This window comes from Mycobacterium shunyiense (assembly GCF_058270035.1).
Genome location: NZ_JBZDPT010000045.1, coordinates 1 through 18,601, shown reverse-complemented (window position 1 = coordinate 18,601; position 18,601 = coordinate 1). Strand labels below are relative to the sequence as shown.

The 18,601-nt window shown below is 66.6% G+C and carries 18 protein-coding genes and 1 pseudogene; 7 read left to right on the top strand and 12 right to left on the bottom strand.

What is annotated here, in order from left to right; all coding sequences use genetic code 11:
- Window positions 1-14: 14 nt before the first annotated feature.
- The 5 genes from AC4ELS_RS26315 to AC4ELS_RS26295 form a co-directional block, all read right to left on the bottom strand.
- Window positions 15-1,466 carry an alpha,alpha-trehalose-phosphate synthase (UDP-forming) gene (locus AC4ELS_RS26315; protein WP_064884642.1) on the bottom strand — a complete coding sequence of 484 codons (1,452 nt, stop codon included), beginning with the start codon at window positions 1,464-1,466 and terminating at the stop codon, window positions 15-17.
- Complete coding sequence (locus AC4ELS_RS26310) at window positions 1,466-1,630, bottom strand: hypothetical protein (RefSeq protein WP_110777506.1); 165 nt, start codon at window positions 1,628-1,630, stop codon at window positions 1,466-1,468. Before AC4ELS_RS26310 ends, AC4ELS_RS26315 begins: the two co-directional genes overlap by 1 nt.
- A 45-nt stretch (window positions 1,631-1,675) precedes the next feature.
- Entirely contained in the window at window positions 1,676-2,065 is a 390-nt protein-coding gene (locus tag AC4ELS_RS26305) for an intersectin-EH binding protein Ibp1 (protein WP_082941754.1), read from the bottom strand.
- Between the two features lie 104 nt (window positions 2,066-2,169).
- Window positions 2,170-2,487, bottom strand: a complete 318-nt coding sequence (locus AC4ELS_RS26300; RefSeq protein ID WP_082941755.1) for a hypothetical protein — start codon at window positions 2,485-2,487, stop codon at window positions 2,170-2,172.
- 71 nt (window positions 2,488-2,558) lie between these two features.
- Window positions 2,559-2,954: an intersectin-EH binding protein Ibp1 gene (locus AC4ELS_RS26295; protein ID WP_463792454.1), complete on the bottom strand. Its 396-nt coding sequence runs from the start codon at window positions 2,952-2,954 to the stop codon at window positions 2,559-2,561.
- Window positions 2,955-3,222: 268 nt separating this feature from the next.
- On the opposite strand from AC4ELS_RS26295, the gene AC4ELS_RS26290 reads away from it, so the two are divergent.
- Complete coding sequence (locus AC4ELS_RS26290) at window positions 3,223-4,131, top strand: enoyl-CoA hydratase (RefSeq protein ID WP_064884648.1); 909 nt, start codon at window positions 3,223-3,225, stop codon at window positions 4,129-4,131.
- 11 nt (window positions 4,132-4,142) lie between these two features.
- A complete protein-coding gene (locus AC4ELS_RS26285; protein WP_064958850.1) occupies window positions 4,143-4,979 on the top strand; it encodes an SDR family oxidoreductase in 837 nt (278 codons plus the stop codon).
- A gap of 4 nt (window positions 4,980-4,983) precedes the next feature.
- On the opposite strand, the gene AC4ELS_RS26280 is transcribed toward AC4ELS_RS26285, so the two are convergent.
- A complete protein-coding gene (locus tag AC4ELS_RS26280) occupies window positions 4,984-5,922 on the bottom strand; it encodes an NAD(P)-dependent oxidoreductase (protein WP_499049976.1) in 939 nt (312 codons plus the stop codon).
- A 74-nt stretch (window positions 5,923-5,996) separates the two neighbouring features.
- On the opposite strand from AC4ELS_RS26280, the gene AC4ELS_RS26275 reads away from it, so the two are divergent.
- Window positions 5,997-6,068: a hypothetical protein gene (locus tag AC4ELS_RS26275; protein ID WP_236734822.1), complete on the top strand. Its 72-nt coding sequence runs from the start codon at window positions 5,997-5,999 to the stop codon at window positions 6,066-6,068.
- Here the strand turns inward: AC4ELS_RS26275 and AC4ELS_RS26270 are convergent.
- Genes AC4ELS_RS26270 through AC4ELS_RS26255 form a run of 4 tightly spaced genes read right to left on the bottom strand, consistent with a single transcriptional unit; the run spans window position 6,046 to window position 10,502 of the window.
- On the bottom strand, window positions 6,046-6,552 hold the full coding sequence (locus AC4ELS_RS26270) for a (2Fe-2S)-binding protein (RefSeq protein ID WP_064958851.1): 507 nt from the start codon (window positions 6,550-6,552) through the stop codon (window positions 6,046-6,048). The genes AC4ELS_RS26275 and AC4ELS_RS26270 overlap by 23 nt on opposite strands.
- Window positions 6,545-7,429, bottom strand: coding sequence for an FAD binding domain-containing protein (locus AC4ELS_RS26265; RefSeq protein ID WP_064958852.1), 885 nt, complete (start codon window positions 7,427-7,429; stop codon window positions 6,545-6,547). Before AC4ELS_RS26265 ends, AC4ELS_RS26270 begins: the two co-directional genes overlap by 8 nt.
- Window positions 7,426-8,130, bottom strand: coding sequence for an SRPBCC family protein (locus AC4ELS_RS26260; RefSeq protein WP_064884656.1), 705 nt, complete (start codon window positions 8,128-8,130; stop codon window positions 7,426-7,428). Before AC4ELS_RS26260 ends, AC4ELS_RS26265 begins: the two co-directional genes overlap by 4 nt.
- 2 nt (window positions 8,131-8,132) lie before the next feature.
- Window positions 8,133-10,502: a xanthine dehydrogenase family protein molybdopterin-binding subunit gene (locus tag AC4ELS_RS26255; protein ID WP_499049972.1), complete on the bottom strand. Its 2,370-nt coding sequence runs from the start codon at window positions 10,500-10,502 to the stop codon at window positions 8,133-8,135.
- A 218-nt stretch (window positions 10,503-10,720) separates the two neighbouring features.
- Here AC4ELS_RS26255 and AC4ELS_RS26250 point away from each other — a divergent pair, with 218 nt between their 5' ends.
- The gene (locus AC4ELS_RS26250; RefSeq protein ID WP_131811660.1) at window positions 10,721-11,614 is read left to right on the top strand and encodes a DUF5995 family protein; all 894 of its coding nucleotides are present in this window, start codon (window positions 10,721-10,723) and stop codon (window positions 11,612-11,614) included.
- Here the strand turns inward: AC4ELS_RS26250 and AC4ELS_RS26245 are convergent.
- Together AC4ELS_RS26245 and AC4ELS_RS26240 are read right to left on the bottom strand one after the other, a co-directional pair.
- Window positions 11,562-13,268 (bottom strand): hydroxysqualene dehydroxylase, encoded by a 1,707-nt coding sequence (locus AC4ELS_RS26245; RefSeq protein WP_064884663.1) that lies wholly within the window; start codon window positions 13,266-13,268, stop codon window positions 11,562-11,564. The two genes, AC4ELS_RS26250 and AC4ELS_RS26245, sit on opposite strands and share 53 nt — an antisense overlap.
- A complete protein-coding gene (locus tag AC4ELS_RS26240) occupies window positions 13,265-16,447 on the bottom strand; it encodes an ATP-binding protein (protein WP_499049968.1) in 3,183 nt (1,060 codons plus the stop codon). Before AC4ELS_RS26240 ends, AC4ELS_RS26245 begins: the two co-directional genes overlap by 4 nt.
- A gap of 103 nt (window positions 16,448-16,550) precedes the next feature.
- Here AC4ELS_RS26240 and AC4ELS_RS26235 point away from each other — a divergent pair, with 103 nt between their 5' ends.
- From AC4ELS_RS26235 to AC4ELS_RS26225, 3 genes and pseudogenes are all read left to right on the top strand, one after another.
- Window positions 16,551-17,189 (top strand): M15 family metallopeptidase, encoded by a 639-nt coding sequence (locus AC4ELS_RS26235; RefSeq protein WP_448447647.1) that lies wholly within the window; start codon window positions 16,551-16,553, stop codon window positions 17,187-17,189.
- A gap of 85 nt (window positions 17,190-17,274) precedes the next feature.
- On the top strand, window positions 17,275-17,979 hold the full coding sequence (locus AC4ELS_RS26230; RefSeq protein ID WP_064884667.1) for a cutinase family protein: 705 nt from the start codon (window positions 17,275-17,277) through the stop codon (window positions 17,977-17,979).
- 91 nt (window positions 17,980-18,070) lie between these two features.
- Window positions 18,071-18,601: pseudogene (locus AC4ELS_RS26225) on the top strand (hypothetical protein); the annotation flags it as partial.

Genomic DNA, 18,601 nt, shown 5'->3' with positions numbered 1-18,601 from the left:
GCGCCGGCCGGCGCTCAGGCTGAATTCGCGCTTCCGAGCGCGGCTAAAAACGCGCGCGCCCAACGGTCCACATCATGCGCCAGCACCTGGCGGCGCAGCGCACGCATCCGGCGCCTGCCCTCCTCGGGGCTCTGCTCCAGCGCCGCCTCGATGGCATCCTTGACGCCTTCGAGATCGTGCGGGTTGGTCAGGTAGGCCTGACGCAGCTCGGCCGCCGCCCCGGTGAACTCCGACAGCACCAACGCGCCGCCGAGGTCACTGCGGCACGCCACGTACTCCTTGGCCACCAGGTTCATGCCGTCGCGTAGCGGGGTGACCAGCATGACGTCGGCTGCGACGAAGAACGCGATGAGCTCATCGCGTGGCACCGGCCGGTGCAGGTAGTGCACCAGCGGATGCCCCACCTCACCGTATTCACCGTTGATGTGGCCGACCTGCCGCTCGATGTCCTCGCGCATCGCGATATAGCTCTCGACCCGCTCGCGGCTCGGTGTGGCCAGCTGGATCAGAACGGTGTCGTCGCGTTTGATCCGGTCCTCTTCGAGCAGTTCGGTGAAGGCTCGCAGCCGGACGTCGATGCCCTTGGTGTAGTCGAGCCGGTCGACGCCGAGCAGGATCTTGCGCGGATTGCCGAGCTCAGCGCGAATCTGCCGGGCGCGTTGGCGCACCGATCGGTTGCGGGCCTTGGCGTCCAGATCAGCCGAATCTATCGAGATGGGGAAAGCGCCGACCTTGACCGTGCGGAACCCGTAGGAGACCTCACCGAAGCGCGAGCGGACCCCGATCGATGCGCGTGAGGTATTGGCGCCGACCAGGCGGCGGGCCAGGACCAGGAAGTTCTGTGCGCCCCCGGCCAGGTGGAATCCGACCAGGTCGGCTCCGAGCAGGCCCTCGACGATCTCGGTGCGCCACGGCATCTGCATGAACAGTTCGACGGGCGGGAACGGGATGTGGAGGAAGAAGCCGATGGTGAGGTCGGGACGCAGCATGCGCAGCATCTTGGGGACGAGCTGCAGCTGATAATCCTGGATCCAGACCGTCGCGCCGTGGGCCGCTGCCCGGGCCGTGGCCTCGGCGAAACGCCGGTTCACGTCGACGTAGCTGTCCCACCACTTGCGGTGGTACACGGGCTTGACGATGAGGTCGTGGTAGAGCGGCCACAGGGTGGCGTTCGAGAACCCCTCGTAGTAATCCGCGACGTCCTGCGCGGACAGCTCCACCGGGTAGAGCTGCAGGTCCTCCTCGACGATCGGCTCCTCGCCGCTGTCGGGGACACCCGCCCAGCCGATCCACGCGCCGCGGCGTTTACGCAGCAGCGGCTCCAGCGCGGTGACAAGGCCGCCGGGACTGCGCTTCCAGGTCGTGCTGCCATCCGGCAACCGCTCCATGTCGATGGGCAGCCGGTTGGCGACCACGACGAAGTCGGAGTTACCGGAGGCGGCCGGCGGGCCGGCCTCCGGACTCATTACGCCTCGGTCTTCGAGGGCCCAATGCCGAGCATCGACAGGAACATGCGGCACTCGTCGGCGTCGGTGGCGTAGGTCGCTACGACGCGGCGAGCCTGGCTGGCGGTGCTGTCGGCGAGGGGTTCGACGTCGTCGATGTCGGCGGTATCAGTTTTCGCAGGCATGACATAACTGTAGGCGACCCGGAGAGCCCGGGTCGCCGCATGCCATCAGCCGATGGAACCGTGCACGGTCGGGCTGCTGCCGACGGTCGACTCCGGCACCGGCTGGGGTCCCTCGGACTGCTGCTCTTCGGCCAGGCCGATGCATTCGCCGGTGTTGGCGCCGGTGCAGGGGATGGAGCCGCCGCCACCGGGCTCGTTCACGGCCGGCAGGTTGGGGTTGCCCGCGATGCTGCTGAAGTTGCCGGGGGAGTTCGGCACGGTGTGCGGGACGCACATGTTGGTGTAGAGGTCTTCCTCTTCGCCCGTCGGGCAGGCGATCGCCGGGCCGGCGGACACGGGTACGGAGAACGCGGCGATCGCCGGGGCGGCGGCCGCAGCGACTGCAAATCCGCCGGCAAAGATCAGACGTCGCATCGAGATCGGGAAGGTCGCCATCGTCACGCTTTCTCTAGTTATTCGATTGTTCGTTGCAGGGATTCTAAGGAAGCTGGGAAAAATCTGCACTGCTTCTATGCGGTAGCTGGCAACCCTCGGAAGTGCTAAGGGCTGGCGCTGATGGTCGAGCGCGGAATGGGTTGCGGTCCCTCGGCCTCGTCTTCCTCGGCCAGGCCGATGCACTCGCCGGCGTTGTGGCCGGTGCACGGGATGGCGCCGCCTCCGCCGGGCAGGTCCACCGCAGGCATGTCCGGATTGCCGGGGATGCCGCTGAACGGGGACGGTGAATTCGGCACCAGGTACGGGGTGCAGGTCGTCGTGTAGACGTCCTCCTCCTCGCCGGAGGTGCAGGTTGCTTGTGCGACCGGCGCGCCGAGCCACAGGAGCAGCGCACAGCCGACGCCGGACAGTACGGCGGGCACGACAACTGATTTCACCTCAGCAGTCTAGGACTGCTGAGGGTTTACTGTGCGGTGTCTGGAGCCGTGCTGTGTCAGCCGATGGAACCGTGCACGGTCGGGCTGCTGCCGACCGTCGACTGCGGAACCGGCTGGGGTCCCTCGGACTGCTGCTCTTCGGCCAGGCCGATGCACTCACCCGAGTTCGCGCCGGTGCACGGGATGGCACCGCCCCCGCCGGGCATGTTCACGGCGGGCAGGTTGGGGTTGCCTGCGACGCTGCTGAAGTTGCCGGGGGAGTTCGGCACGATGTCGGGTACGCACACGTTGGTGAACGTGTCCTCGGTTTCGCCGTTGGGGCACGAGGCCAGCGACTGGGAGGGCATCGACAGCACCGTCAGGGCAGGGGCCGCGGCGATGGCTGCGGCGATGCCGGCCGCGACGACGAAACGGCGGGGGCCGGCCGGGAAGCCGGACGGGAAGATAGCCATTGGCGTGCTTTCTCTTCAGGGCCTGAAAAGGTTTGCTGGTTACCCGGCCTCGGTGATCCGACCACGGTGATCCGTGAAGTCGTCTTGCATTGGATATTTTACGCTCTACAAGGGGAAATGGCTGTCACTGCGATTGTGGTGCAGTCATGCCGAACCACGTGCTGTGAAGCTGCTGAACAGTAGCTGTGATCCCGGTGTGAGCCGGGTTACGTGATACACGTAATGTGCAGTTCGTAACTTACTTACCTTGACTAAGAGGTGGTCCGATATGGCCGATCCCGATGAGGCAACGCCTCAGGTCGAATACGAGACACTCGATGACGGGCGCATCGCCAGGATCTGGCTGAACCGTCCGAATGCGCAGAACGCCCAGTCGCGGACCCTGCTGGTGCAACTCGACGAGGCATTCGGCCGGGCCGAGGCCGACGATGCAGTCCGTGTGGTGATCCTGGCCGCGCGTGGCAAGAACTTCTCGGCCGGCCATGACCTCGGTTCCGAAGAGGCGTTGGCCGAGCGCGCGCCCGGGCCGACTCAGCACCCGACGTTCCGGTCCCACGGTGCCACCGCCGCCGGCGTCACTGAGCGAACCTACCTGCAGGAGTGGCACTTCTACTTCGAGAACACCCGGCGGTGGCGTGATCTGCGCAAGATCACCATCGCCCAGGTGCAGGGCAACGCGATCTCGGCGGCACTGATGCTGATCTGGGCCTGCGACCTGATCGTGGCCGCCGACGACGCCAAGTTCAGCGACGTCGTCGGGGTTCGCATGGGGATGCCGGGCGTCGAGTACTACGCCCACCCGTGGGAGTTCGGCGCCCGCAAGGCCAAAGAGCTACTGCTGACCGGTGATTCGATCGACGCCGATGAGGCGTACCGGTTGGGCATGGTGTCCAAGGTCTTCGCACGCGACGAACTCGAAGACAAGACACTGGAATTCGCCCGCCGCATCGCCGAGCGGCCGACGATGGCGGCCCTGTTGGTCAAGGACTCCGTCAATGCGGCCAGCGACGCGATGGGCTTCACCGAGGCGCTGCGTCATGCGTTCCACATTCACGAACTGGGGCACGCGCACTGGGCGTCGGTGAACGAGAACCGCTGGCCGGTGGGAATGCCGCCCGATGTTCCCGACTGGCGGACCTTGGGGGCCCCGAAACCGGCCCGGCGAGATACACCATAAGGATGACGCAAATGGAACTGTCGTTGAAGGATCGCACGTACCTGGTCACCGGAGGCGGCAGCGGAATCGGCAAGGGTGCCGCGGCGGCCATCGTCGCCGCCGGTGGCAACGCCCTGTTGATCGGGCGCAATGCCGACAAGCTGAGTGCGGCTGCGGACGAATTGAACGCAGGAGTCGCTGGTGGTGAGGTGCGCTACGAACCCGCCGATGTCACCAACGAGGACGAGGTCCGCCGTGCGGTCGACGCCGCCACTGCCTGGCACGGCCGACTGCACGGTGTGGTGCACAGTGCCGGTGGGTCGCTGACCATCGGTCCGATCACCCAGATCGATTCCGAATTGTGGCGCCAGACCGTCGATCTGAATGTCAACGGGACGATGTACCTGATCAAGCACGCGGGTCGGGAAATGGTCCGCGGCGGTGGCGGGTCGTTCGTCGGCATCTCGTCGATCGCGTCGACCAACACCCACCGCTGGTTCGGTGCTTACGGTGTGAGCAAGGCGGCGTTCGACCATCTGATCAAGCTGGCCGCCGACGAACTCGGACCGTCCTCGGTGCGGTTCAACAGCATCCGGCCCGGTTTGACCCGCACCGAGATGGTCGGCCCGGTTTTCGAGCTGCCGGCCGCCAGTGAGGACTACAAGGCCTGCACGCCGATGCCGCGGTTCGGTGAGGTCGAGGACATCGCCAACCTGGCGGCATTCCTGCTCAGCGACGCCGCGGGCTGGATCACCGGTCAGTCCATCGGTGTCGACGGTGGGCACAGCCTGCGCCGCGGACCCGACATCTCGGCGATGCTGGAGCCGCTGTACGGCGCCGACGGCCTGCGCGGGGTCGTCGCCGAGTAGCGAGTCAGGCCGGAGGTTTTCCTCCGGCCTCCCACGCGCTCAGCGCGCCCACTGCGGACCAGTCCAGCTCGCCGCCGCCGGTCGCCAGCAGGGTCAGGAAGCGATCGCGCAACAAGCTCGCGACGGGCAGGGGCACCTGTAGTTCCTCGCCCGCACTCAGTGCGAGTTTGACGTCCTTGAGTCCGAGTGGGGCGGCGAAACCGGCCGGGCTGAACTCCTCGCGGGCCAGCAACCCGCCATAGGTGCGGTACACCGGCGCGTCGAACAGCGTCGATGTCAGCAACTCCAGGTACTGCTGTTTGTCCACTCCGGCCTTGCCCACCAGTGCCATTGCCTCACCGAGGGATTCGATCACCGAGGCGATGAGGAAGTTGCCGCTGATCTTCACCAGGTTCGCGGCACGGGGTTCCTCGCCCAGCACAAAAGTGCGTTGCCCGATCGCATCGAAAATCGGCGACACCGTCTCGACGGTGGCCGGGGCGCCCGCCGCCACCACGTACAACTTGGCAGCTGCGGCGGCTTCCGGACGTCCGAACACCGGTGCAGCGACGAAACCCTGCCCGGCATCGGCATGGGCCGCGGTGAGACGGTCGGCCAGGGCGACACTGACGGTCGACGACGCGACGTGAATGGCGCCGCCGGGCAGGTGGGCAAGGATGCCGCGGTCCCCGAACGTGACGGCCTCCACCGCGGTGTCGTTGGAAAGCATGGTGAGGACGACGTCGCCATGACACGCATCCGCCACCGATGCCGCGGGCAATGCCCCCTGGGCAGCCAACGCGGTCACCTTGTCGGGGGAGCGGTTGTACACCGTGACCTTGTGCCCGGCGGTGAGGAGGTTCGCGGCCATGGCCGAGCCCATGTTGCCCAGCCCGATGAATCCGATCTTCATGTCTCCACTCTTACCGGCTGACCGGTGAGTTTGGGGACCGGGAGGGGGCATGAGGTTCCCGACGGAAATGCTCCGGATGGGCGGAGCGCCTGTCCTACAGCAGGCAGAAGGCGCACGTCACGTCGGTGCAGAGCGCCAAGGCCGCTGAGACCAGGGCCCGGCGTATCGCGAAAGTTATTGCTGACCTAGAGGCTTGAGCTCGGAGCTGTCCTCGGCGTGGCCGCAAACCCGGTGGACGGCGTTGACGATCCCCTGGTAGCCGGTGCACCGGCAGAAGTTGCCCGACAGTCCCTCGCGGATCTCCTCATCGGTGGGGTCCGGGTTGTCGCGCAGGAGCGCGGTGATCGACGTGACGAATCCCGGCGTGCAGAAGCCACACTGGAGGCCGTGGCACTCCTTGAGGGCGGACTGCACCGGGGACAGCTCGCCGTCCGGGCCGGCGATGCCCTCGACCGTCGTCACGTCCTGGCCGTCGACCTGTACCGCGAACACCAGGCACGATCGGACCGCCTGGCCGTCCAACAGGACCGTGCAGGCACCGCAGGCGCCGTGCTCGCAGCCGAGGTGGGTGCCGGTGAGGCCGCAGTTGTCGCGGAGGAAATCGGCGAGGGTCACCCGGGGCTCGACCACCCCCTGGTAATCACGCCCGTTGACCGAAACCGCGACCGGCAGTTCATGCATTGAGGGCCTCCTCGGCGTGGGTGGTTGCCTGGGTCCAGGCTCTGGACACCATGGCCGCGCCGACCCGGGCCCGGTATGACGCCGAGCCCTGCAGATCGGAAGGAATGTCGGTGAGCTCGGACATCGCCAGCCGGCCGATCTCGTCGGCACTGATGCCACCGATCGGGGTGCCGATCAGGGCCGTTTCGGCCGGGACGGCCCGCAGCGGTGTGGAGCCGAGTCCGAGCAGGCCGATGCCGCAGCGGGTGATCCGGTCGTCCTCGTCGAGATCGAACCCGACGACCGCGCCGGCTATCGCGAAATCGCCATGGCGACGGGCGAATTCGGCAATCCCGAAGCCACTGCGACCCGACGCCACCGGGAAGCGCACCGCGGTCAGGATCTCGTCGGTGGCCAGTGCGGTCTCCCACAGGCCGGTGAAGAACTCCGCGGCTGGGATCTGGCGGACGCCGCGTGCCGAGGTGGCCTCGATGGTCGCGTCGAGTGCCAGTGCGACCGCCGCGTACTCGGCAGCGGGATCGGCATGCGCGATCGCGCCGCCGAGCGTGCCGCGGCTGCGGATCTGGAAGTGCCCGATGTGCGGCGTGGCCAGGGTCAGTAGCGGCACCGAGTCGGCGATCTCGTCGTCGAGTCCGACCATGGCGTGCGGGGTGGCCGCACCGATCCGAACCTCGTTGCCGTGCAGTGTGATGTCGTTGAGTTCCGGCACTCGCGAGATGTCGATCAGGTTCTCGAAGTGCGTCAGGCGCATGGCCAGCATGGGTACCAGGCTCTGGCCGCCGGCGAGGATCTTGGCGTCCTCGCCGAACTCACCGAGCATGGCCACTGCCTCGGTGACGGTGGCGGGCCGGTGATAGGCAAACGGGGCGGGCTTCATGACACCAACCGGAGCAGCGCTGCGTGCAGATCTTCGGTGCTCAGCCCGGTGCTCTTGCGCTTGGTGCGGCCGGCCCGGCCGACCAGGAACCCCAGCACGCCTGCGGCCGCGACCGCCCCGATGGCCGGAGCGAAGCGCTTGGCCATCGGTACCGCCATCACCTTGGCCAGAGCGAGCGCATTGATCGGGGCGGCCTCCTGTGGTGCCTGCGCGGATGTTGCTCCGGCAGAGCTGGTCTCGTCCGAGGGGGTAGCCCCACCGAGTAGTTCGGCTTCGAGGCTCTTCGCGAACTGGTCGATCAGGCTGCCTGCCACATCGGCGAGCACGCCGCGGCCGAACTGGGCGGCCTTGCCGGAGATGGCCAGGTCGGTGGTGACCACCACGAGGGTGGAGTCGGCGCCCTCGTCCTTCAGTTGGGCGGTCACGATGGCCGAGGCGGTGCCGTTGCCGCGGGTCTCCTTGCCGTTGGCCTTGAGCACCACCCGCTGCGCTGCTGCGTCTTTTTCCTGGAAGGTGGCATCACCCTTGTAGGACACCGTGATCGGACCGACCTTGACCTTGACCGCACCCGTGAAATCGTCTCCGTCGACGCTCAGGAGGGTGGCACCGGGCAGGCAGGGGGCGACGCGTTCGACGTCGGTCAGCACCTCCCAGGTTTTCGCCGCCGGTACCGCGACCCGGAATTCGTTGTTGAGCTCCACGATCAGTGATCCCTTCCTGATGGTTTCTGCGAGCCGAGTTCCTGTGCCTGCTCGATCGCTTCGACGATGGCTGCCGGGGTGGCAGGCAAGGTGGTCAAGGTGACGCCGAGCGGGGCCAAGGCGTCGTTGACGGCGTTGATCACCGCGGGGGTCGAGCCGATGGCACCGCCCTCGCCTGCTCCCTTGTAGCCGCCCACGCCGGGGCCGGGGATCTCGACGTGGCCGTACTCGATCGTCGGGACCTCGGTGGCGGTGGGCAGCAGATAGTCGACAAAGGTTGAGGACAACGGGTTTCCGGCGTCGTCATAGGACAACTTCTCCAGCAGTGCCCCGCCGATGCCCTGGACGGTGCCGCCGGCGATCTGGCCCTCGACCACGTTGGGGTTGATCATCGGGCCGACGTCCTCGCTGACGATGTAGCGGGTCAGGGTGACGTGGCCGGTGACGACATCGACCTCGCAGGTGCAGGCGTGGGTGGCGTTCGCCCAGTGGATCGGGGCGGTCGGTGGCGCGGTGTAGCGGGCGGTGGCCTCGAGGTTCGCCGACATGCCCGGCGGCAGCATCTGCGGCTCGTAGTGCGCGCGGTAGGCCAGATCGGCGAAGCTCACGCTCTTTTCGGGATCGTTGCGCGCGACGGCCCGCGACCCGCCGAGCTCGATCTCGGATTCGGAGACCTCCAGCCTGGCGGCGGCCATCGCCACCAGCTGGTTGCGCAGGATCGTGCCGGCCTCGTTGACCGCCCCGGCCGTCATCGGGGCGCTGCGGCTGCCCTGGGTGCCCGCGCCGTACGGCGTCACCGCGGTGTCGCCCTGGATGGTGGCGACATCGTCGATGTCGGCGCCGAGTGCGTCGGCGGTGAGCTGAATGACGGTGGTTTCCAAGCTGTTTCCGGTGGACCCGCCGTTGACGTAGACGTTGATCTTGCCGGTCGGCTCCATCCGGATGGTGCAGCCCTCGCTGGCCAGGTGCCCGGTGGCCGCGCCGGTGGGCTCGATGTAGGCCGAGAAGCCCAGCCCGAGGTACCTGCCCTGGGCCAGTGCCTCGGCCTGCTCCTTGCGGAACCCTTCGTGGTCGAGGATCTTGACCGCCTGCTCGAACGTCTCGATGGGGGCGACGTGGTCATACGGCATACCGTTGGGGTTGAAATACGGCATCTCGTCGCGGCGGAGCAGGTTCTTGCGCCGCAGCTCCACCGGATCCATGTCCATCTTGCGCGCGGCAATGTCGAGAAGTATTTCGCGGGTGAGGGTTTCGTACTGCCACGGGCCGCGGTAGGCGTGCAGGCCGGCGGTGTTGGAGAACACCGTCTTGTAGTTGAAGCTCGCTTTCGGTACCCGGTAAGGGCCCGGGAAGAACATGCCGATGGCCGCGGTGGTCAGCACTGGGTACGGGGTCGGGTAGGAGCCGACGTCCTGGACGAAGTCGATGTCGGCGGCCAGGATGGCGCCGTCGTCGTCGAACGCCATGCGCACGTCGCCGTCGACGTGGCGGGACTGACCCGCCGACATCAGGTTCTCGCGGCGGTCTTCGATCCACTTGAGCGCGGTGCGTACCTTGCGCGCGGCCAGCATGATGCACATGTCCTCGCGCATCGGGACGACCTTCTGGCCGAACCCGCCGCCGGTGTCGCGCATGATGACCCGCACATGCTGGGCCGGGATGCCGAGCAGACGGGCCGCGAAAGCCCGCAACTCGTGCGGGGTCTGGGTGGAGGCCCAGATGGTCAGCTCGCCCGTCGCCTGCGCCCATTCGGTGACCATGCCGCGGCATTCGATCGGCACCGGCACGTGCATCTGCTGGTAGATGTGCTCCTTCACCACATGTGCGGCGGCGCCGAAGACCTCCTCGTCCGGGGGCATGCCGGCCATGCCGCCGGCATTGTTGTCCGGGAAGGCCTCATGGACGGACACGTCGGAGGTCAGCGCCTGGCGGAAGTCGGCGATTGCGGGCAGCGGTTCGTAGTCGACGTCGACCAGATCCACGGCGTCCTCGGCGATGTAGCGGCTTTCGGCGATGACCAGGGCCACCGGATCGCCGACGAACTTCACCTCACCCTCGGCCAGCGGTGGCCTCGGGGTGTCCGGGACGTCCTTGCCCGCGACGGCGTGCCAGGCCTCTTTGACCTCGGGATTCAGATCGGCGGCGGTGAGCACCGCGTGCACACCGGGCAGGGCCAGGGCCGCGGTGGCATCGATGGCGGTGAACTTTGCGTGCGCGTAGGGGCTGCGGACGAAGCAGGCGTGCAGCATGCCGGGGCGCGTGATGTCATCGACGTACGTGCCGCGTCCGGTGAGCAGGCGGGTGTCCTCCACCCGTTCGACCCGTCTGCCGGCATAGCGGGTTGCGACGGTCTCCGGTACGGCTGACGCCATAGGATCGCTCCATTCCGTCGGTTACTTCTGCGCGTAAGTAAAAGGCCGCCGGAGGGCTCCGGGGCCGGATCAAGAGTGCGATTATCGTACATCGGAAAGCGACATGGCTGAAGAAGAGAGTGTCATTTCCGCTCGAAACTAGGGTAGGCGGCTACTCACGACACCGTGTCCGAACCGCGCGAATCTGTATTCGATCGGACAACGGAGGTGGGATGACGATGACCACACAAACTCTGGTTCTGGAACCCTTGAAAGACGCTTCCACCTTCGATGACGTGGTGCGCAATCTGGACCTCGTCATCGACTGGTCGATCCGGGCGGACAGCACGATCGGCTACTTCGCCGCCTTGTACAAACGGGGCACGATCGCCATCCAGCGCGCAGCCCGCGCCGGCGAGTTCACCGATGCGCAGTGGATCGAGCAACTCGACTGCGTGTTCGCGAGGCGGTACTTCGACGCGTTGAACGCCTTTTTCCATCCGCGCTCCCACGACCCGGAGGCGCTGACCCTGCCGTGGGAGATCGCGTTCCTCAACCAACACAACCGCAAAGCGTCGATGCTGCAGCACATGGTCGCCAGCCTGAACGCCCACATCTGCTTCGACCTGGGAATCGCGGTGGTCGACCTCGCCGCGAACCGGCTGCCCGACATCCACGCCGATTTCGAACACGTCAACGAGCTGGTGTCCCTTCAGACGCCGGACATGCTCGACATCGTCCAACGCCGGTCGCCGGGGGTGCGGTGGCTGCGCTGGGCGATCCCCAAGGAAGACCTGTTCATCAAGGACACTCTGACCAAGTTCCGGGAGGGGGCTTGGAACTTCGCGACCAGTCTGGCCGTCTATCCGGAGGCTGCGCACGAGAAACGGGTCCACCAGCTCGCGTGGGCGGCCGGCCTGGGCGCCTTCTATCTGGAGCCGCCGGCGAAATGGCCGCCGATCGCGCTCCTGCTGCGAAGCATCACCACAGGTGAGAACCAAGACGTCGCAGGCAACCTGTGCGCACTTGCCGGCATCACCGAGCAGCCGCACATGTCGGCGCAGTCCAGCGTGCGAAATCTCAGGCGGAGCCACCCAGCACCGCGAGCAGGCCGCGTGCGAGGGCGCCGGTAGTCCCCGGTATCCCGGCCAAGTCGATCTTGATCGGCGGTGTGACGGGTCCCTGACCCAGTCGCCAGCGCAGCTTGTCCCATCGGCGGAACGGCTCCAACGCCCGCGGCTCGTGCAGCGGCCACACCGGGCACCTGGTCGCGGGCGACCCGGTGGCGTCGAGTATCCCGTTGACCGCGCGCCGCGCGGCCTCGTTGGCGGCCTCCATCGTCGCCAAGTCGGTGTAGGTGCGCACGAAATCGGCCGCCAGGAAGAAGTTGGGGAGGGCGGTCACGGCGTCCGGGCGGTCCGCCCACGAGCCCTTGGTGTTGATCAGCAAGGGCTCGTCGTTCTTCGACTTCGGCCGGTTCGGTCCGGTGCCGAACGTGATCGCCGGATCGAGAAAGAAGTCGATGACGTTGGCCTCGGTCAGGGAGCCGTCATCAATGTGGTCGGTGATCTGCTTCCACACCTCGGTACGAATCTCGTCCCGACTGCACACGTTGGCCTGGTACGGGGTGCTCCCCGGTACATCCCAGGCCGAGATGTCCACGGAGAGAATGCCTTCCACCCGGCCATCACCGCGATTCGACCAGTTGAAATTGCGCCAGAACTGCCCTTGGGAGATAGCGGTCAACGACCACTTGGAGTCGATGAAGATGGCGTGGCCGTGGACCAGGGGCTTGTCGACGTCGAGGTAGAACATCGCGCCGTTCATCCAGTCGGTCTTGAGCTTCGATAGGCCGGTGAGTCGCGGCTCGGCGGCGCAGAGCGCGGGCGTCAGCAGCAGCTCAAGGCGCTCCTTGGGCATCGCCGCCACGTAATGGTCGGCCACGATCTGCTCGGTGTGGCCGTCGACGGACATGGACACACCGGTGATCTGTTTTCCGTCACAATCGATCCCGGTGACCTCGTAGCCGTCACACAGGTTCACCCCGAGGCCGGCGAGATGGGTGAGCCACGGATCGATCCAGACGTCACTGGTCGGCCCGTCCAACACCCGGTCCATCTTCCCGTTCGGGCGTACCAGGTCGAACATCAACTGGCACAGGATCAAACCGCCGGTGCGTGCCGAGATCTCGGTGGCCTTCGCCGCCACCAGCGTGCGGGTCATCCCGTTGGCCAGAAACTTCTGAAACTGCGGCGAGCGGTTGGCCGCGCCGATGAAGTCCCACCAACTCGTCTGCTCCCACTGGCCAAAGCGACGCTCGTCGCACGAGGCCAGCAGGGTGAGCAGCCGTTCCACAAACGCCGTCATCTCCTGCGGCGGGATACCCAGTCCCACGCCCAGTTGCCAGATGGCCTTCATGGTGGCCGACAGATCGTCGAGTGCAGACGAGACCTGGGTGGCCACGATGATCTCGTTGGCGCCCATGTGCTGCGCCAGCATCATCTGCGTGGCCGTGACCAGATGGTCGGCGACGGTCTGACTGTTGTGGGGGATTCGCACCATCGTGTCCGGAACATGTCGATAAAACCCTGGAAAGAACCGGAATCCATGTTCGCCCGGCAGATCCTTGCGCCCACCGGTGGCCGTCCCGGGGAACGGCATCGACCGGGCCTTCCCGCCGAACGCTGTATGCCGCTCGTAGACGGTCACGTCGAATCCGCGGTCGGCCAGTTCATGGGCCGCGGTCAACCCGCCAACACCGCCCCCCAGCACCGCGACCTTGGTCATGACAGGAACCGTTCGGCCCGTGCCTGTTCAGGCCAGCCGGCGTTCCCGGGTAGCCGGTTCACCGCGGAGGTCAAACCTTCGCGGTCCCCGTCCCCGAGCAACTCGAAAGAGTCGATCAGACACCGTAATTCGAACAACACCGCATCTTGACGCCGCGCGAAGTCCAACGCATCGGCCAGAGCGGCCCGACGCTGGTCCGGTGGCACGGTATGGGCTCGCAGCCGCATCAGTTCCGCATCGTGAAAGTGCATTCCGGTCTCCTCTGCGAGGCTCAGTGACATTTCCAGCCGTTCGCGTGCCTTGTCCGGCTGACCGGCCGCGATGAGCAATCGGCCGATGACCGCATCGTGAAAGGTCAGATAGACGTTGAGGTGCATGAGTCGTGATCCGTCGACGCCTCTGGCGATCTTCGCGGCGCTGGCCTCCAACGTGGCGGCATCGGCGCCGGCGCGCATCGCCGCCACCGCCTTCACGGTGGCGTACTCGGTGGCGCTGACGAAGCGCCACAGGTCCAAGCCGGAATCCTCGGTGCAGCGACGCATTTCGCCGGAAAGCAAGAGCGCCTCATCGAGTTGGCCGGCCTCCAGACACACCCAGATCTCCTTGAAATAGGTATGTGCCCGGTTGAAGGCGTTCAGCGGGAAACCCAGCTGTTCACAGCGGTGGACCGAGGCGGCCAGGTCGGCCTTTGCTCCCGGCAGATCTCCGGAGATCAGATCGGAAAGAGCCAGGTAGGTGTAGGCACCCGAGATCGGATCCGTGTTGCCGCGCCAGGTGTCGTCCAGTTCGCGGGGATCCGACGGAGACGGGTCGGCGAGCGCGGTCAACAGGTGTTCCCGGGCCACCGTGAAGCTGCCCTCCAGCCAGGTGATGGAACCCATCGAGGAGGCGATCGCCCGATGGAACCATGGCCGCTGCGTCGTGATGCCTGCGGCCATGGAGTCGAGGAGTTCGTGGGCCCGGCGCAGGTCTGCCCGGGGGACGTAGTAGCTGATCAGCGCGGTCAGCGTTGCGAAGATGTCGTCCTGATGTCGTCCGTCGGCGGTCAATTGCAGGCAGCGCTCGAAGTCGGCGGGAGCATCGCCACTCATGCTTCCGTGCGCGGCCCCGATCAGAAATCCGCGCTCCAGGCGCAGTGCGATCTCGACCTCGTCGCGTTGCGGCCCGGCGGCGCACCGGTTCAGCAGTTCAAGTGCATGTGTCAGATATGCGCAGGCTTCCGACGCGGACGCGCGTCGCCGGGCCTGCACACACGCCTTCCGGTACGCGGAGACGGCGTCATGGAAACGCTGCGCTCCCTCGTAATGGCGCGCCACCAGCCGCCAATCGGGTTCCACTCCCGCGGCCTGGTCAACCAGCTCGCGTGCCACCCGGGCGTGCAGGTCACGTTCCAGAGTCGGTGGCGCCAGCTCGCCGGCCACCTCGCGCAGCAGCTCGTGACGGAATCGCCAACGCTCGTCCTCGATCTGGAACACCTGCGCCTCGGCCAGCGCGGCGACCACGGTGTCGGTGTCGACGTCGGAGCCCACCACGGACCGGAGCAACGCGAGGTCACCGCTTCGCCCGATGACGGCTGCGGCCTCGACCACCGGCACCACATCTGGCCGGGTGTGAAGTCGGGCGAACAACGGTTCGTACAGCGCCTCCGGTACCTGCTCGTCGTTGGCTGCGGCATCCAGGCCGGCCACGACGTGCTCGATGTAGAACGGGATCCCATCGCATCGACTGCACACGGCGGCCTTCTGCGCATCCGTCACGGCCGGGTCCAACGCTTCGATCAGCTCGTTGCACTCGTCGGTGCTCAGCGCCGTGAGCTCGAAGAGCTTGACCGGCCAGTCCGGCCTGAGCCACTTGCCCTCGCGTCCGGTGAGCACGATCAGCCGCCGCCCGTCGGCCCCGGTGAGCAAGGCGTCGACCACATCCATGGTGGAGGGGTCGAACCAGTGCATGTCCTCGGCGATGACCAGGCCGGCAGCACCGTTCAGGCATGCCAGCAGGTATCGGAGCACGGTCGCGCCGATGAGCTCATACAGGGTGCGGCCCTCGGCGATCGCGGGTTGGTAGCCGTGTTCTGGTCCCACGCCCAGCACCGGCGCGAGAAACGGAATAGCTGCCGTGGGATCCATTGCGTGCGAACGTAATTCAGACTCCAGGAGACGGATCCGCTCAGCGGCTTCGGTGAGCCGGTCGATGCCACAACGGCGTTCCAGCAGGCGGCGCACCGGATACAGGCCGGCGTCGACGTGTAGCGGGGAGCCCCTCAGCTCGATGACGGTTCCGCCCGATCCCGTGACCAGATCCGCAGCGACCCGGCCCAACCGGGTCTTACCGATGCCCGCTTCGCCACGGAACGCCACGCCGGCACACCTCAACGTGCCGTCTTCGGCCTGCTGCCAGGCGGACTCCAACCAGTCCCGCTCGCGGTGCCGTCCGACCAGAGCAGCGGTGCGGGTCGCTACCGCGGTCGGATAGTCGGACAGCACCCGATGATGGGTCACAGGTTCGTCGACACCTTTGACCGGTGCGGCCGGGCAGGCCGCGAGTTCGAACGTGCCGCCGATCAGAGCCGCCACCGCGTCCGACACGGCGACGGTTCCCGGTGCCGCCAGCGAGGAAATGCGGGCGGCCAGGTTCGCGGCGAAACCGTAGACGTCGTCTTGCGCGGTGTCGAGGTAGACGACTCCACGGTGCACGCCCACCCGCACGTCGATGGTGACGCCGAATCTACGGATTGCCTGTTCGCTGATTCGGGCCACCGCGTGGGTGATCTCCAACCCTGCGGCGACGGCTCGTTTGACATCGTTCTCGTGGGCCTTGGGGTGGCCGAACACGGCCAGCAGTCCGTCGCCCTTGGTCGAGCTGATGTGGCCCTCATAGTGGTTGACCAGGCGGATCGCGTCCTGGCGATACCGGCCGACCAGCGTGCGGTAGGTCTCGGGTTCGACGCGCGTGGACAGCACCGTCGAGTCGACGAGATCGATGAACATCAACGTGAGGCGTCGGATTTCCCCGTGACCGTCGGAGGCGGCGAGTAGATCTTCGGCGTCCGCGTTGCCGCGGTCCACCGCCAGGACCTGCTCGGCCAGGGAGTTCGCGGCAGCGCGGTCGCCGCGATTGCAGGCACGCACAGCCCGATCGAGCAGCTCGTCGATCGATGTCTGGTTCCCGTCGAGGCTCATGTGATCCTCCTGCGCAGACGGGCAAAGCCTATCGCCGCGGTCGCTCACCTCCCAGGCAATTGACGGGATGGCTGAAATGATGCTTGAGCAGGCAATTAAGTGGATGTGGTGCAATTTGTCCGTGCGCATCGCATTCGCTGCCCTGGTTCTGCTTGCCGGTGTCCTCTGGGCCCCACCGGCGTCCGCCCGGCCCGCTGCCGAAGCCGGGCTGGTCGACGTGCGCTCGGTCGTGCCCGACGCGGTGATCGACCTGCGGTACGCAACCAGTGACAACTTCGTCGGCCGGCAGCTCTATCCAGCGGGTGCTCCCTGTCTCGTGCACGAGTCGATGGCCCCCGGCCTTGCCGCGGCGGCGGCCGCCCTGCGGCCCGACAAGCTGGTCTTCTGGGACTGCTACCGGCCACACGAGGTTCAGGTCAGGATGTTCGAGGTGGTGCCCAACCCGAATTGGGTGGCCCGCCCGAGCGCCTATGCCCGCAGTCACGAGGCCGGTCGCTCGGTCGACGTCACGATCGCCCGAGGGGGGTCGCTCGTCGACATGGGCACCGGGTTCGACGACTTCACCCCGCGCAGCCTCGCGTACGCCACCGACGGGGTGAGCCCTGCAGCCCAGGCCAATCGGGCGCGACTGCGCGAGGCCATGAAAGCCGGCGGGCTGAACGTGTACTCGGGGGAGTGGTGGCATTTCGACGGACCCGGCGCGGCCGACCCGCGGCCCTACCTGGATGTTCCGCTGGGATAAGTCCCGGGCCCTGTTCTCCGCGTTTGGAATGTGCCAGCATGGGGAACCGTAACGTTCGTCACGATCCGGTAGGCGTGGAGTCGAAATGAACGTCTTCAGATATTTCCAGGGCGCGGCGCTGATCGCTGCCTGCACCGCCCCGTTCGCACCCATGCCGGCCGCGTCGGCGCAGCCGCCGTGTCCAGATGTCGAGGTGGTGTTCGCTCGCGGCACCTACGAGCCGCCCGGCGTCGGTGGCCCGGGACAGTCCTTCGTCGATGCGCTGCGTGCGCGCACCGGGGAACGTTCGGTCGAGGTGTATCCGGTGAACTACCAGGCCAGTGGAAACTTCGGTGACCGGATCGAGTTCGCCAGAACCGTCGTCGACGGTATCCGCGACGCGTCCGACCATGTCAAGGCGACGGCCAGGGACTGTCCCAAGACGAAGGTGGTGTTGGGCGGCTACTCGCAGGGCGCCGTCGTAGCGGGCTACACCACTGCCGCCACCGTTCCCGACGGGATTCCGGCTGAGTACAAGCAGTACATCCCCGAGCCCATGGCGCCGGAGATTGCCGACCACGTGGCATCGGTGGTGCTGCTGGGCACACCGTCCGACGAGTTCATGCGCGACATCGGCGCGCCGCCGATGGTGATCGGTCAGCGATACAAGGACAAGACGATCGAGCTGTGCGAGCCCGGCGACACGATCTGCGACGGAACGCCGGCCGGGGTTCCCAACTTCGCACACACCGCATATGTACTCAATGGCATGCCCGGTCAGGCCGCCGATTTCACGGTGGGCCGGCTCTGACGGTGCCGAGTTGATAACAATCTGAAACCTCAATGGTTGCAATGTCATCCGTGAGGCCGAGGTCTTTGCTGAGCGCCACTATGTTCACTAGGTGCACCGTCGAACGGCCCTCAAGATCCCGCTGGTAATGGCAGCTGCGGCCGCTCTTCCTCAGGTGCTGGCCCCGCTTTCGGTGATCCCGCGGGCGAGTGCCGCACCCGGTCAGTGGCCGGTGGAGCGAGCCAACGCGTGGTATCAGGCGCAGGGCTGGTTGGTCGGCACCAACTTCATCACCTCGAACGCGATCAACCAGATCGAGATGTTCGGCGCCGGCACCTATGACGCGCGGCGCATCGACAGTGAGCTGCAGGCGTGCCGCCTACTCGGGTTCAACACGGTAAGGGTGTTCCTGCACGATCTGCTGTGGGCGCAGGATCGCGCCGGATTCCAAAGCAGGCTCGCGAATTTCGTCGGGATCGCGGCGCGTCAGGGCATCAAGCCGCTGTTCGTGTTCTTCGATTCGTGCTGGGATCCGAACCCGCAGCTAGACATCCCAGGACCGCAAGTTGTCAAGCGGCCTCGGTGTCCCGGGTGGTGTGACGGTGTGCCCAGGCTTTGTGTTCGTCATAGGTGGTGTGGTGGC

Bases quoted from the DNA above. Each gene is read 5' to 3' on its own strand.
- AC4ELS_RS26315 (WP_064884642.1), bottom strand. From the start codon at position 1,466: ATGAGTCCGGAGGCCGGCCCGCCGGCCGCCTCCGGTAACTCCGACTTC.
- AC4ELS_RS26310 (WP_110777506.1), bottom strand. From the start codon at position 1,630: ATGCCTGCGAAAACTGATACCGCCGACATCGACGACGTCGAACCCCTC.
- AC4ELS_RS26305 (WP_082941754.1), bottom strand. From the start codon at position 2,065: ATGGCGACCTTCCCGATCTCGATGCGACGTCTGATCTTTGCCGGCGGA.
- AC4ELS_RS26295 (WP_463792454.1), bottom strand. From the start codon at position 2,954: ATGGCTATCTTCCCGTCCGGCTTCCCGGCCGGCCCCCGCCGTTTCGTC.
- AC4ELS_RS26290 (WP_064884648.1), top strand. From the start codon at position 3,223: ATGGCCGATCCCGATGAGGCAACGCCTCAGGTCGAATACGAGACACTC.
- AC4ELS_RS26285 (WP_064958850.1), top strand. From the start codon at position 4,143: ATGGAACTGTCGTTGAAGGATCGCACGTACCTGGTCACCGGAGGCGGC.
- AC4ELS_RS26280 (WP_499049976.1), bottom strand. From the start codon at position 5,922: ATGCCCCCTCCCGGTCCCCAAACTCACCGGTCAGCCGGTAAGAGTGGA.
- AC4ELS_RS26270 (WP_064958851.1), bottom strand. From the start codon at position 6,552: ATGCATGAACTGCCGGTCGCGGTTTCGGTCAACGGGCGTGATTACCAG.
- AC4ELS_RS26265 (WP_064958852.1), bottom strand. From the start codon at position 7,429: ATGAAGCCCGCCCCGTTTGCCTATCACCGGCCCGCCACCGTCACCGAG.
- AC4ELS_RS26255 (WP_499049972.1), bottom strand. From the start codon at position 10,502: ATGGCGTCAGCCGTACCGGAGACCGTCGCAACCCGCTATGCCGGCAGA.
- AC4ELS_RS26250 (WP_131811660.1), top strand. From the start codon at position 10,721: ATGACCACACAAACTCTGGTTCTGGAACCCTTGAAAGACGCTTCCACC.
- AC4ELS_RS26245 (WP_064884663.1), bottom strand. From the start codon at position 13,268: ATGACCAAGGTCGCGGTGCTGGGGGGCGGTGTTGGCGGGTTGACCGCG.
- AC4ELS_RS26240 (WP_499049968.1), bottom strand. From the start codon at position 16,447: ATGAGCCTCGACGGGAACCAGACATCGATCGACGAGCTGCTCGATCGG.
- AC4ELS_RS26235 (WP_448447647.1), top strand. From the start codon at position 16,551: ATGTGGTGCAATTTGTCCGTGCGCATCGCATTCGCTGCCCTGGTTCTG.
- AC4ELS_RS26230 (WP_064884667.1), top strand. From the start codon at position 17,275: ATGAACGTCTTCAGATATTTCCAGGGCGCGGCGCTGATCGCTGCCTGC.